Genomic DNA, 12544 nt, shown 5'->3' with positions numbered 1-12544 from the left:
CACCGGTGTGCGCAGCCGGCACTGGCACGCGCACAGTTTCGGCCGAACACGAAGATCGGGGTGGGATGTGACAGACCAAGAGGTGGACGTGCTGGCGATCGGTGCCGGCCCGGCGAACCTGGCCCTCGCGGCGGCCATCGAGGAGTCGGGGGTGCCCGGCCTCGCCGAGAACACGCTGCTGCTGGAGCAGCACCCGGACATCAAGTGGCAGCGCAACCTGCTGCTGCCGTGGGCGCGCAGCCAGGTCTCGTTCCTCAAGGACCTGGTGACCCTGCGCAACCCGCGCAGCCGGTTCTCCTTCCTGAACTTCCTGCACACCACCGGCCGGTTGGACGAGTTCGTCAACCTGAGCACGTTCAACCCGTACCGGTGGGAGCTGTCGGAGTACATGCAGTGGGTCGCGAACTCCCTCGAGCAGGTGGGAGTCCGCTACGGCGCGCGGGGCGAGCGCATCGACCCGTGGCGCGGCGACGACGGCTCGATCCGGGGCTGGGTCGTGACGCTGGCGGGCGGCGACACCGTGCGCTCCCGCGACCTCGTCGTCGGCATCGGCCGCGACCCGCGCGTGCCGGAGGTGTTCGGCGAGCTGCCCGCGGACCGGGTCATCCACAGCACCCAGTACTGCACGCGGGTCGCGCAGCTCGACGCCGACAAGCCGCTGCGGGCCGTGGTGATCGGCGGTGCGCAGAGCGCGGCCGAGATGTTCATGGCGCTGCACCACGACCTGCCCAAGTGCGAGCCGACGATCGTGCTGCGCTCGATCGGCTTCCAGAACTACCAGACCAGCAAGTTCGTCAACGAGCTGTTCTTCCCGTCCTTCGTGGACGAGTTCTACGACTGCGCGCCGGAAGTGCGCGCGCAGATCCTCGACGAGGTGCACCTGACCAACTACGCGGGTCTCGCGCCGCCGTTCCTGGACGAGACGTACTCGATGCTCTACCAGCAGAAGATGCTGGGCAAGCCGCGCTCGACCGTCCGCTCGATGACGGAGGTCGTGCGGGCGAGGGTCGAGCACGACGAGGTGGTCCTGGACGTGCGCGACCGCAAGAGCGGCAAGGTCGAGCCGCTGCACTGCGACGTCGTGCTGCTCGGCACCGGCTACGAGCCGCGGATGCCGAAGCTGGTGCGCGACCTGGTCGCCCGCACGGGCGTCGAGGACGTCGCGGTCAGCCGCCGCTACCGGGTCGACCTGGGCGAGTCCGCCTGGGGCGCGCTGTACCTGCAGGGCGTCAACGAGGAGACGCACGGCATCGCCGACTCGCTGATCAGCGTGCTCGCGCACCGGTCCGGCGACATCGTCGGCGACCTGCTCGACCGGCGCGCGGTGGAGGTGGCGGGGGCATGATCGAGATCCGCAGGCTGGACCGGGAGAACCTGACCCGCGCCTACGGCCTGGACTCCGAGCGGTTGCTGCCGTGGGACGTGCTCAACGCGCCGTTCGAGGGCGCCTGGTGCGTCGTGCGGCCGGGCGACGTGTCCACCGCGCACTCCCACCACGAGTACGAGATCTTCATCGCGATGAAGGGCCGCGCCACGCTGGTCGTCGAGGACGAGCGGCGCGAGCTGGTCGAGGGCGACATCGCGCACCTGATCCCGGGCACGACCCACCAGGTGCTCAACGAGCACGACGCCGACTTCGAGTACTACGCGATCTGGTGGGACACCGACATGTCCGCGGCCTTCGTGGCCCGCCACGAGGAGAAGAAGCGGTGACCGGCCGCGTGGTGGTGGTGTCGCCCGCGCCCACGGCCAACGGCGACCTCCACCTCGGCCACCTGGCCGGTCCGTTCCTCGCCGCCGACGTGCACACCCGCTACGCCCGCGCGGTGGGCCGCGACGCGGTGTTCGGCACGGGCGCGCAGGACACGCCCACCTACGTCGTGACCACGGCGCACCGGCTCGGGCTCGGGCCGCGCGAGCTGGCCGAGCGGTCGGCCGCCGAGATCGAGGCGACCCTGGCGGCGGTGGGCGTCGACGTCGACGGGTTCACCGGGTTCGACAGCCGGTTCACCAAGTGGGTCGAGGGCTTCATGGAGCAGCTGCACGCCACCGGGCGCCTGCGGCTGCGGACGGTGAAGCTGCCGTACCTGTCCCGCACCGGCGAGTTCCTGGTGGACGGGTACGTGCGCGGCGGGTGCCCGCTGTGCCTGGCCGACGGGTGCGCCGGGCTGTGCGAGAGCTGCGGTCACCCGGTGGCGCCGGGCGACCTGGTCAACCCGCGCGCCACGCTGCGCCCCGAGGAGCCGGTGGAGCTGCGCGAGGCCGACGTCCTCGTGCTGCCGCTGGAGGAGTTCCGGCCGCGGCTGCGGGAGCACTTCGCCCGGCACGCCGACTCGATGCGCCCGCACATGGCGCAGCTCGTCGAGGAGCTGCTGTCCCGGCCGCTGCCCGACTTCCCGATCACGCACCCGGTCTCGTGGGGCATCCCGGCCCCGTTCGCCGAGACGCCGGGGCAGGTGATCAACCCGAACGCCGAGACGCAGGCGTGGAGCATGCACTGCGCCGCGCTGGCGGCCGAGGCGCGGGGCGTGTCGCTCGGCGCGGAGGACGAGCTGTGGAAGGCGGGCGCGGGCTCGGAGGTGGTGTACTTCCTCGGGTTCGACAACACGTTCCCGTTCGCCGTCGCGGGCCTGGCCATGCTGATGGCGCACGGCGACCGCTACGCGCTGCCCCACCGGTTCGTCACCAACGAGTTCTACGAGCTGGAGAACGAGAAGTTCTCCACCAGCCGGGGCCACGTGGTGCAGGGCCGGGACCTGGCCGGGCGGGTGCCGCGCGACCTGATCCGGTTCCACCTGGCCACGACCAGCCCGGAGCACCAGCGCACCAATTACACCCACGACGGGTTGGAGACCATCACCCGAACCCGGCTCGTGGAGCCGTGGAACGCGGTGGTGGACAAGGCGCGGCGGTGGGTCGGCCAAGGGCCGCTGCCGGTGTCGGACCGGTCCCGGTCGGTCGCGGCACGGGTGGTGGCGCGCTTCGCGGCGGCCTACGAGCTGCGCCACTTCAGCCTCAGCCGCGCGGCCGAGCTGGTGGCCGAGCAGCTGGGCCGGCTGTCGCGGTGGGAGGTCGCCGAGGCCGACGCGGGCGACTTCTGGCACGAGCTGGACGTGTTCCTGCGCTGCGCCGCGCCGATCCTGGTGGACCTGGCGGCGCAGGCGTTGCCGGACACGGACATCCCGGCCGTGCCGTCGACCACCGAGATCACGCCCCGGGCGCTGCCGAGGCTGTCGGCCGGGGTGGTCTGAGATGGGTCGGCACGTGGTCGTCGTGGGCGCGGGCGTCACCGGGCTGCTCACCGCGGTCCGGTGCGCGCGCGCCGGGCTGCGCGTCACCGTGCTCGACTCCGGCCCCGTGCCGAACCCGGCCGCCACGTCGCACGACGAGCACCGGGCGATCCGCGCGCTCGACCCGGGTGACGTGGCCGCCACCCGTGCCTCGGCGGTGCTGCACCGGCGGTGGCTGGAGCTGGAGTCGTTGCTGGGCAAGCGGTTCTACCGGCGCGTCGGCGTGGTCACCGGGTGGCCCGCCGACGCGGTGGGCGCGGCGCTGGAGGTCGCGGCGGAGGCCGGCGTGCCGGTCTCCGCGGTGGCCCCGGAGAAGTACCCGCACCTGCGCTTCCCCGCCGGGTCCGCCGGGCTGCTGGAGGTCGACGCCGGCGTGCTGCTGGCCGACCGCGTGCTCGACGCCGCCGTGCGGTGGCTGCGCGAGCAGCCGCTGGTGGTGCTGCGACCGGGGTGCGCGGTGCGGGAGGTCGACGTGGACGCGGCCGCCGTGGTGACCGCCGACGGGCTGACCGTGCGGGGCGACGCGGTGGTCGTGGCCGCCGGGCCGTGGTCGGGCGGGTTGGTGGACGTGCCGACGGTGCTGCACCGGCAGGTCACCGTCTACCTGCGGCCACCTGACGACCTGGCGCACTGGTGGGAGGGCGCGCCGAGTGCCGGTCGCATCGGGGACGACGGTCGGGCGTGGCTGTGGCCGCCCGGTGACGGGACGCAGCTCAAGATCAGTTCCGCGACCCTGTGCCGCGAGGTGGAGGCGGTGGGGGAGGACGCGGAGGCGTGGACCGGCCGGTTGGCGCTGTCGTCGGTGCTGGCCGACTGGGAGCGCTACACCGTCACCGGGAGCAGGACGTGCCACTACGCGGTCGACCCGGTGACCGGCGGTGGTGAAGTGGTCCGGATCGGACCGTCAACGTGGGCACGCGCGGCCAGCGGCGGGGACGGGTTCCGCACCGCGCCCGTCGTCGCCGAGCGGATCGCCGAGGAGGTAGGGACATGAGCGGTATCGTCGGCGGAGCCGACAATCGGACGACCGACGCCGTGCTGGTGATCGGCAGCGGGTTGAAGCTGTACCGCGAGTACCTGGTGAGTTCGATCGCGGGCCGGGCGCGGGATGCCGGGCTGGACCTGGTGCTGGTCAACAACATCCAGCCGACCTGGCAGCGGGCGTACTTCGACGAGATCTCCGTGATCAACCTGTTCGACCACGAGCTGCTGGCCGAGACCGCCCGCGAGGTCGCGTCACGGCGGCGCATCGTCGGCGTGATGTGCTGGGACGAGCCGTTCGTCATGCCGTCGGCGCACATCGCCGCCGAGTTCGGCGTGCCGGGGCTGAGCGTGTCCGGTGTGGACGGTTGCCGGGACAAGTACCACACGCGGTCCCTGCTCACCGCCGCCGGCCTGCCGCAGCCAGGCTGTGAGATGACCGCGACGGTGGAGGAGGCCCGTGCCGCCGCCGCGCGCATCGGTTACCCGGTCGTGGTGAAGCCGCGGGCGTTGGGCGCGAGCATGGGCGTGGTGCTCGCCGCCGACGAGAGCGAGCTGGACGCGGCGTTCCGGGTCGCCTCGGACGCCAGCCTGATCGGCGACGAGCCCTACCGCGGCGGCGCGATCGTGGAGGGCTACGCCGACGGCCCGGAGATCAGCGTGGACGGCGCGCTGCACAAGGGCGAGTACCAGCCGCTGTTCCTGGCCCGCAAGCAGACCGGCATGCCGCCGTACTTCGAGGAGGTCGGCCACGTCGTGGACGCGGACGACCCGCTGCTGCGCGACGAAGAGCTGATGGACACGCTGGCGCGGGCGCACCGCGTGCTCGGCGTCGAGGACGGCATCACGCACGCCGAGGTGCGGCTGACCGACCGCGGCCCGGTGATCATCGAGATCAACGGCAGGCTCGGCGGCGACCTGATCCCGTTCCTCGGCAAGACCGCCACCGGCATCGACCCCGGCGAGGTGCTGTTCGACGTCGCCACCGGCCGGCGGCCCGAGGTGGCCGCGACGAAGCGCTCGGTGGCGGGCATCCGCTTCGGCTACCCCGACCACGACTGCGTGGTGCGGTCGGTGACCGTGCCCGCCGAGGCGCCCGGCCTGGTCACCGCCGCGCCGATGGTCGACCCCGGCGCGAGCCTGCGGCTGCCCCCCGGCGGCTACATCGCGCGCCACTCGTTCGTGGTGTGCGCGGCCGACGACGCCGACACCTGCCGCGACCGGCTCGTGGCGGCGCAGGCGCTGGTCGAGCTGGACGCCGAGCGGATCGACCCGCTGCCACCCGGCGCGACCCTGGAAATGCCCACCGGACTCCTGGACGTGGACGAATGACGATCAACTACGACGGGCGGCGGTTCCGCAAGGCGGGCGGCGGCGACGGCACCGAGGCCCGCTACCACCAGGACGGCGACCTGGTGTGGGCCGACTTCACCGGCGGCAAGGTGCGCCGCGGCACGGTCACCGGCACGTGCGGCCCGGACGGCACGATCCGGCTGGCCTACACGATGGTGCTGATCACCGGCGAGGTCATCGCGGGCCACACGGTCAACGTGCCGCGCCAGGAGCCCGACGGCCGCCTGGTGCTGCGCGAGGAGTGGCAGCGCTACGGCGAGCACGCCGCGACCGGCGTCTCCTACCTCGAGGAGGTGCGCTGACGTGGGCGGATCGGTCGACTTCTCGAAGCTCGCGAACCTCGTCGACGGCTACGTGCGGCTGCCGGGCGACCCCGGCTTCGACGCCGCGAGCCGCCCGTTCAACAAGCGGTACGCCGACGTCCGCCCGTCCGCCGTGCTGTCCGTGGCCAGTGCGGACGACGTGGGCAAGGCGATCGTGTGGGCGCGCGGCAACGACGTGCCGATCGTGGCGCGGGGCGGCGGGCACAGCTACGCGGGCAACTCGGTGAACACCGGCCTGGTGCTGGACCTGCGCGGGCTGGACCAGGTGCGGGTGGACCGGTCCAGCGAGCTGGTGACGGTCGGCGGCGGCACCCGGATGTCCACCCTGTACGCCGGGCTGGAGCCGTACGACCTGGCTTTCCCGGCGGGCAACGCGGACGACGTGGCCATCGGTGGGCTGGTGCTGGGCGGCGGTGTCGCGGCCGTGTCCCGGTCGTTCGGCCTGACCTGCGACTCGCTGGTGGAGACCGACGTGGTGCTGGCCGACGGCACCACGGTCACGTGCAACGAGACCAGCAACGCCGACCTGTTCTGGGCGTGCCGGGGCGGTGGCGGCGGCAACTTCGGCGTCAACACCTCGTTCACCTTCCAGGCGCGGCCGGTGCTGGCCAGCTCCACGTGCCTGCTGCTGTGGCACCGCAAGCACGCACGGGAAGTGCTGGCGTGCATGCAGGAGATCATGGACCGCGCGCCGGACGAGTTCGCGGCCCGCATCGGCATCGCGCGCGCCGCCGACGAGGAGGCCGTCGTCTCGGTCGTCGGTTGGCACCTCGGCCCGGCCGAGGAGCTGCGCGAGATGCTGCGGCCCGCGCTGGCGGTCGCCGAGCCGTTCCGGGTCGACATCGCCGACCGGACGTACTGGGAGGCCAAGGACTACCTGCACCACAACACCGAGGGCGGCGCGTTCGCCGTGCGCACCCGGTCCACGTCCAAGCCGCTGCCGGACGCGGGCGTGGCCACGATGATCGACGCGGTGGACGCGTGGCCGGGCAGCGGCAACGCCGACGGCGCGGGGGTCGCCCTGTTCACGTGGGGCGGCGCGATCAACCGCGTGCCGGTGACCGAGACCGCGTTCCCGCACCGCGACGTGCTGTTCCTGATCTCGATGGACACCTCCTGGCACGTCGAGGACGGCCCGGCCGTGGCGCGGGCCAACCTCGACTGGCTCACCGCGCTGCACGAGCGGATGGGGGAGTTCGCCGCGGACTCGGCGTACGTCAACTTCACCGACCCCGACCTGGGCGACTGGCAGTCGGCCTACCACGGGCCGAACTACGCCCGCTTGGCCGAGGTGAAGCGCCGCTACGACCCCGACCGCGTCTTCCGCTTCCCCCAGGCGATCTAGGAGCCACCGGTGCCACCAGACCTGCGCGGAGCCATGCGGAACCTCGCGACCGGCGTGTGCATCGCGACCACCTACGTCGACCACGGCGACCGGCGGGACCACGACGCGGTGACGGTCAACTCGGTCACCTCCGTCTCCCTCGACCCGCCGTTGGTCTCCCTCTGCCTCAAGCTGGAATCCCGCTTCCTGGCCGACCTGCTGACCACGAAGAAGTGGGCGCTGTCCATCCTGGACGGCTCGGCCGCCGCCGCGGCCCGGCTCTGCTCGGGCGACCGGGCGAGCCGGGTCGGCGCCCTGTCGTCGCTGCCCGCGTCACCGGGGCGGCACACCGGCGCGCTCGTGCTGGACGCGCCGAGCTGGTTGGAGTGCGAGCTGTGGGACTCCTTCCAGCTCGGCGACCACACGATGGTCGTCGGCGAGGTGGTGGCCGCCGCGGCGGGCGACCCCCGCGTGCCCCTGCTCTACCTGCGCGGTCGCTACCGCACGTTGGACGACACCGACCCACCGAACGGCGAGGAGTGAGCACCATGACCGTGCCCGAGACCGGCGAGCAGATCCTCGCCGCCGCCCAGGAGCTGGCCCCTTGGCTGCGCGAGCGGTCCGAGGAGATCGAACGCCTGCGCCGCCTGCCCGAGGACGTCGTGGCGCGGCTGCGCGCCGCGGGCGTGTTCCGGATGGGCTTCGGCCGCGACTGGGGCGGCCCCGAGATGACCTCCGAGCAGCAGACGCGGGTGGTGGAGGAGCTGGCCTACGGCGACGCGTCCGCCGGGTGGTGCGCCATGATCGGCATGGACACCGGCCTGTACGCCCGGTTCCTGGAGCCGGCTGCGGCCAAGGAGATGTTCCCGAGCATCGACATGGTCACCGCCGGGCTGCTGTTCCCGACCGGCCGGGCGGAGATCGTGCCGGGCGGCTACCGGCTGACCGGCCGCTGGCAGTTCGGCAGCGGCATCACGCACGCCGACTGGGTCGTGTCCGGCGCGATGCTGTTCCGCGACGGCGAGCCCGACGGCGTGCCGCAGAACTCGATGCTGATGATGGTGCCGCGCGAGCAGGTCGAGGTCGTCGACACCTGGCACACCACCGGGCTGGCGGGCAGCGGCAGCTGCGACTACACGATCACCGACGTGTTCGTGCCCGCCGAGCACACCCTGCTGTTCAGCGAGGTGCACGGGCCCGCCGGCCCGCTGGCCCAGGCCGAGGTGCACATGCGCAACATGCCGGGCGTGCCGCTCGGCGTGGCCCGCGCCGCCCTCGACTTCGCCCGGGACACCGCCGCCGGCAAGGGTTGGGCGGACAACTACCGCACCCAGGTGACGCTCGCCGAGTGCGAGGCCGACTTCACCGCCACCCGCGCCGGCGTGTACGAGAGCCTGCGCCGGCAGTGGGACGTGCTGTCGGCGGGTGGCACGCTGGACGACCTCTCACCGCGCGAGCGGGCCGCGCTCCCGCTGTCCCGGCTGCACGCGTTCCGCACCGCCCGGTCGATCGTCACCAGGCTGTACGACCTGATGCAGACCGCGTCGATCTACCGACCTTCGCCGCTTGACAGGTGGCTGCGCGACACCACGACCATGTGCCAGCACATCGTGGCGCAGGACCGCATCCTGCAGACCGCGGGCGCCCACCTGCTCGGCGGCGCGCCCGCCTTCCCGCTCGCGCTCGGCATCACCCGCTAGCCCCGACCCGACCGACCTGCGAGAGGACACCATGACCGCGCGACCGGTGATCATCGTCGGCTTCCTGGCCCCGCTGCCCACCCGCACCGAGTTCGAGGACGGCTCGATGGTCCTCGTGGACGAGCCCGACGTCATCCGCAAGCGGGACATCGCGGCGAAGATGGCGGGCGCGGCCTCGCTGCGCGAGCTGGTGCCGTGGGAGTACCAGCTGCCCGGCGCGGCCGACGAGTTCTACAACACCCACCCCGACCTGGACCCGGCCTACGTGGTGCCGCTGGTGGAGTACGCCACGCCGTTCGCCGCCCGGCTCGCCGAGCGCTACGGCCTGCCCGGGGCGACCAGCGGCGCGGCCGAGCTGCTGCGCGACAAGGAGCTGCTGCGGCGCGTCACCCGGGCCGCGGGCGTCGACAACCCGGTGTCCACGGCCGTGGACACGCCGGACGAGGTGCGCGCGTTCATGGCCGCCCACCCCGGCCCGGTCGTGCTCAAGCCCGCGAACCGGCAGGCCTCGCTGGGCACGAAGGTGCTGCACGACCCGGCCGAGGTCGACCAGGCGTGGCAGGAGTGCCTGGCCGGGCAGGACGAGGGCATCCTCGTGCCCGACCGGGAGATCCCGCTGCGGATGCTGGTCGAGACGTTCGTCCGCGGCGAGGAGTACAGCGTGGAGATGCTGGTGCGCGACGGCGTGCCGCTGTTCACCAACATCACCGGCAAGACGCTGTTCCCCGGGCCGCGCCCGATCGAGCTGGGCCACCTCGTGCCCGCGGACCTGCCCGAGGACACGGCCGCGCTGCTCGCCGACCGCACCGCGGCCGTGCTGCGGGCGGTCGGGTTCGGCACCGGCGTCGTGCACTGCGAGTGGATCCTCGCCGACGGCACGCCGCACCTGGTCGAGTGCGCCGGCCGGTTCCCCGGCGACGGCATCACGTGGCTGATCGACGAGGCCTACGGGTTCCCGCTGGCCGAGCGCTACTACTCGATCATGCGCGGCGAGGAGCACCCCGCGCTGCCCGCCAGGGCCGAACGGGCGGCGTCCGTGCGCTTCCTGCGGGCCGAGCCCGGCGAGGTCGTGTCGGTCGAGGGCCTGGAGGAGGTCAAGGCCATGCCCGGCGTGCTCGCCGCGTCGGTGATGGCCGCGCCGGGCGAGGCCGTGCGGGAACTGCGCAGCTCGTGGGACCGGGCCGGGTCGGTCACGGTCGTCGCGGACACCCCGGCCGAGGCGCTGGCGCTCGCGGAGAAGGCGGCCGACGCGATCCGCATCGAGGTGCGCGCGGCAGAATGACGCGCATGCCAACCCCAGTCGCCGTGCACACGGTGATCGACAGCCCGGTCGGTGAGATCACGCTCGTCGCCCGCGACGGCGTGCTCGCCGGCCTCTACATGCACGAACACCGCCACCGGCCCGCGCTGGAGACCTTCGGCGAGCGCGACGCGGCCCCGTTCGACGAGGTCGTCGCCCAGCTCGAGGAGTACTTCGCGGGCAAGCGGACGGAGTTCGAGCTGCCGCTGTCGATGGCGGGCACCCCGTTCCAGCGGACCGTGTGGGACGCGCTCAAGGAGATCCCGCACGGTGAGACGGTGTCCTACGGCGAGCTGGCGGCCCGGATCGGCCGGCCCACCGCGTCCCGCGCGGTCGGGCTGGCCAACGGCAAGAACCCGATCAGCATCATCGTGCCGTGCCACCGGGTGGTCGGCTCGACCGGCAGCCTGACCGGGTACGGCGGTGGCATCGAGCGCAAGCGCATGCTGCTCGGCTTCGAGCGCGGCGACCTGCTCTGGTGAGGGTGGCGGGCGTTCCGCCACCCTCGTCGGCGTGGGCGGACCGGAATCCGCGCGCGGGGTTCTCGATAGACGTTCCTTATGACGAGCAGCGCATGCGGCGATCGCTCATGGTCGCCCTCGGCGTGGTGCTGATGTTCCCGAGCGGGTCCACGACCACGTCGGTCGCCGTGCTCGTCCTGGTCCTGGTCCTGGTCCACGCCCTGGCCGTGGAGCCGTTCCCGGCGTGGCAGAGCATGCGCGCGCAGAACCCGGCCGTCCGGCAGGACTGGCGGCTCACCGCCGACGGGGCGGGCTTCACCATGGAGGCCGCGGCGTACGACCAGCGGATCGCCTGGTCGACGGTCCAGCGCGTCGAGGAGGAGCCCGACGCGGGGCACCTCGTGCCGGGCAGGAACCAGGCACTGGCCGTCGCCAAGGACCTCACGACCGAAGAGCGGCGCAGGGCGTTCGTCGCCGTCCTCGGCCGGCGGGTGTCCGACTGAGCCGGGGGTGGCCCGCCGCCGGCTGCGGCGGGCCACCCCCGGTTCGGTGTCACGAAGTGGCGTTCTCCGACGACAGGTAGTCGGCGTCGTCGGTGTTCGCGCCCGTCAGCAGCGCGTACGCGTGGGCCACCGACACCATCGTCATGTGGTGGTGCCACCCCTGGTAGCTGCGGCCCTCGAAGTCGTGCAGGCCGTAGGGGTCGCGCGCCGCGTTCGCGTCCGCCCGGTCCTTCCGGGTGATCAGGTCGAACAGCTCCGGCACCGGCCGGTCCACCAGGTTGGTGATCCAGTACCGCGTCGGGGCCGTGCTGCCCAGCGGGCGCTCGGCGACCAGCCGCACCGGTGAGCCCGGCCGCCGCTCGGTGTCGACCAGCCGCGCCGACGCCGCGCGGACCTGCACGCGCCCGGCACCGTGCCCGGGCAGCCCCGGCCAGACCCGGTGCGAGGACGGGTGGTCCCGCCAACCCCGCAGGATCTCCGACGGGCTCAGCGCCCGCCGCCCGACCCGCTGGTCCGCCTGCCTGGTCGGCATCACCGCACGCAGGTGCGGCTCCGCCAAGATGCGTTCGTCGCCTTTGACGCCGATCACGTACCCCAGTCCGCGATCGGTCAGGTCGTCCAGCAGCCGGTGCGCGTTCGGCACGTCCGTGGCGTCGAACACCACGGGCGCGGTCGGCACCCGCAGCGTGATCAGCTCGTCGAGCATCCCCAGCATGTGCTCGCGCTCGCAGATCCCGCCCTCGTGCTCCGGGATTCGGGTCCGACGACGCCGCTCCGCGTCCTCGGTCCACCGCCTCGACAGCAGCAGCCGCCAGTTGACCGGCACCGCGGTCTCCCCGACGTCCAGTTGCAGGCTCAACCCCAGTTGACAGTTGACCAGGCGTCCCGCGTCACGCACGAACCGGCGCTCGACACCCACCGAGTGGTCGCCGCGCTTGTGGATGACCGCGTACCCGAGCAACCAAGCCCGCACCGGCAACCGCTCCGCGAGGTACAGCGCCAGCGCCTCGCGCACCGGCTGCCAGTCCCACGGGCTCTGGTTGACGAACTGCTGCAGCGACTGGACGGCCGAGCCGCCACCCGCCAGCTCGGCGATCTTGCTGATGGACTTGCGCCCGGCCGCGTTGACCAGGCCGGACAGGTAGATCTCGGCCCAACGCCGCTGGTCCGCGCGCGGCATGGACTGGAACATCCGGTGCGCGAAGGCTCGCACACCGCCAGCTAAATGCGTCTGCAACTCCACCAGGAACTCCCCCAAGTGTCTTGTCCTTGGCCCTGTGTCTCGCAAGCCCCGTGCTGCCACGGCGCT

13 protein-coding genes are annotated in these 12544 nt (G+C 72.8%); 12 read left to right on the top strand and 1 reads right to left on the bottom strand.

The features are described from left to right. The first annotated feature begins 67 nt into the window (after positions 1-67). From FHX81_RS10725 to FHX81_RS10670, 12 genes are all read left to right on the top strand, one after another. A complete protein-coding gene (locus FHX81_RS10725) occupies positions 68-1345 on the top strand; it encodes a lysine N(6)-hydroxylase/L-ornithine N(5)-oxygenase family protein (protein ID WP_141977439.1) in 1278 nt (425 codons plus the stop codon). Continuing rightward, entirely contained in the window at positions 1342-1713 is a 372-nt protein-coding gene (locus FHX81_RS10720) for a cupin domain-containing protein (RefSeq protein WP_342787187.1), read from the top strand. The genes FHX81_RS10725 and FHX81_RS10720 overlap by 4 nt, the downstream gene beginning before the upstream one ends. Next, positions 1710-3251 (top strand): class I tRNA ligase family protein, encoded by a 1542-nt coding sequence (locus FHX81_RS10715; protein WP_141977437.1) that lies wholly within the window; start codon positions 1710-1712, stop codon positions 3249-3251. The genes FHX81_RS10720 and FHX81_RS10715 overlap by 4 nt, the downstream gene beginning before the upstream one ends. 1 nt (position 3252) lies before the next feature. After that, on the top strand, positions 3253-4284 hold the full coding sequence (locus FHX81_RS10710) for an FAD-dependent oxidoreductase (RefSeq protein ID WP_141977435.1): 1032 nt from the start codon (positions 3253-3255) through the stop codon (positions 4282-4284). Then, entirely contained in the window at positions 4281-5603 is a 1323-nt protein-coding gene (locus FHX81_RS10705; protein WP_141977432.1) for an ATP-grasp domain-containing protein, read from the top strand. The genes FHX81_RS10710 and FHX81_RS10705 overlap by 4 nt, the downstream gene beginning before the upstream one ends. Next, on the top strand, positions 5600-5926 hold the full coding sequence (locus FHX81_RS10700) for an avidin-fold protein (protein ID WP_141977430.1): 327 nt from the start codon (positions 5600-5602) through the stop codon (positions 5924-5926). The genes FHX81_RS10705 and FHX81_RS10700 overlap by 4 nt, the downstream gene beginning before the upstream one ends. Before the next feature lies 1 nt (position 5927). Further along, positions 5928-7292 carry an FAD-binding oxidoreductase gene (locus FHX81_RS10695; protein WP_141977428.1) on the top strand — a complete coding sequence of 455 codons (1365 nt, stop codon included), beginning with the start codon at positions 5928-5930 and terminating at the stop codon, positions 7290-7292. 33 nt (positions 7293-7325) lie between these two features. Next, positions 7326-7814 (top strand): flavin reductase family protein, encoded by a 489-nt coding sequence (locus tag FHX81_RS10690; protein WP_211363455.1) that lies wholly within the window; start codon positions 7326-7328, stop codon positions 7812-7814. Positions 7815-7819: 5 nt separating this feature from the next. Next, positions 7820-8971 (top strand): acyl-CoA dehydrogenase family protein, encoded by a 1152-nt coding sequence (locus FHX81_RS10685; protein ID WP_141977424.1) that lies wholly within the window; start codon positions 7820-7822, stop codon positions 8969-8971. Between the two features lie 31 nt (positions 8972-9002). After that, entirely contained in the window at positions 9003-10253 is a 1251-nt protein-coding gene (locus tag FHX81_RS10680) for an ATP-grasp domain-containing protein (protein WP_141977422.1), read from the top strand. 5 nt (positions 10254-10258) lie between these two features. Next, a complete protein-coding gene (locus FHX81_RS10675) occupies positions 10259-10753 on the top strand; it encodes a methylated-DNA--[protein]-cysteine S-methyltransferase (RefSeq protein WP_211363454.1) in 495 nt (164 codons plus the stop codon). 92 nt (positions 10754-10845) lie between these two features. After that, complete coding sequence (locus FHX81_RS10670; protein WP_141977418.1) at positions 10846-11235, top strand: YcxB family protein; 390 nt, start codon at positions 10846-10848, stop codon at positions 11233-11235. Between the two features lie 49 nt (positions 11236-11284). Here the strand turns inward: FHX81_RS10670 and FHX81_RS10665 are convergent, their stop codons facing one another. Beyond that, entirely contained in the window at positions 11285-12478 is a 1194-nt protein-coding gene (locus FHX81_RS10665) for an IS701 family transposase (RefSeq protein ID WP_425473881.1), read from the bottom strand. Between the last annotated feature and the right edge of the window lie 66 nt (positions 12479-12544).

The sequence above is a fragment of the Saccharothrix saharensis genome, assembly GCF_006716745.1.
GTDB classification, from domain to species: domain Bacteria; phylum Actinomycetota; class Actinomycetes; order Mycobacteriales; family Pseudonocardiaceae; genus Actinosynnema; species Actinosynnema saharense.
Note: the sequence above shows the minus strand (reverse complement) of the source record. Positions and strands in the feature narration are given on the sequence as shown.

What these genes read in the sequence shown, in the direction of transcription:
- FHX81_RS10670 (WP_141977418.1), top strand. Translation starts at nt 10,846, where the DNA reads ATGCGGCGATCGCTCATGGTCGCCCTCGGCGTGGTGCTGATGTTCCCG.
- FHX81_RS10710 (WP_141977435.1), top strand. Translation starts at nt 3,253, where the DNA reads ATGGGTCGGCACGTGGTCGTCGTGGGCGCGGGCGTCACCGGGCTGCTC.
- FHX81_RS10705 (WP_141977432.1), top strand. Translation starts at nt 4,281, where the DNA reads ATGAGCGGTATCGTCGGCGGAGCCGACAATCGGACGACCGACGCCGTG.
- FHX81_RS10680 (WP_141977422.1), top strand. Translation starts at nt 9,003, where the DNA reads ATGACCGCGCGACCGGTGATCATCGTCGGCTTCCTGGCCCCGCTGCCC.
- FHX81_RS10675 (WP_211363454.1), top strand. Translation starts at nt 10,259, where the DNA reads ATGCCAACCCCAGTCGCCGTGCACACGGTGATCGACAGCCCGGTCGGT.
- FHX81_RS10720 (WP_342787187.1), top strand. Translation starts at nt 1,342, where the DNA reads ATGATCGAGATCCGCAGGCTGGACCGGGAGAACCTGACCCGCGCCTAC.
- FHX81_RS10700 (WP_141977430.1), top strand. Translation starts at nt 5,600, where the DNA reads ATGACGATCAACTACGACGGGCGGCGGTTCCGCAAGGCGGGCGGCGGC.
- FHX81_RS10685 (WP_141977424.1), top strand. Translation starts at nt 7,820, where the DNA reads ATGACCGTGCCCGAGACCGGCGAGCAGATCCTCGCCGCCGCCCAGGAG.
- FHX81_RS10690 (WP_211363455.1), top strand. Translation starts at nt 7,326, where the DNA reads ATGCGGAACCTCGCGACCGGCGTGTGCATCGCGACCACCTACGTCGAC.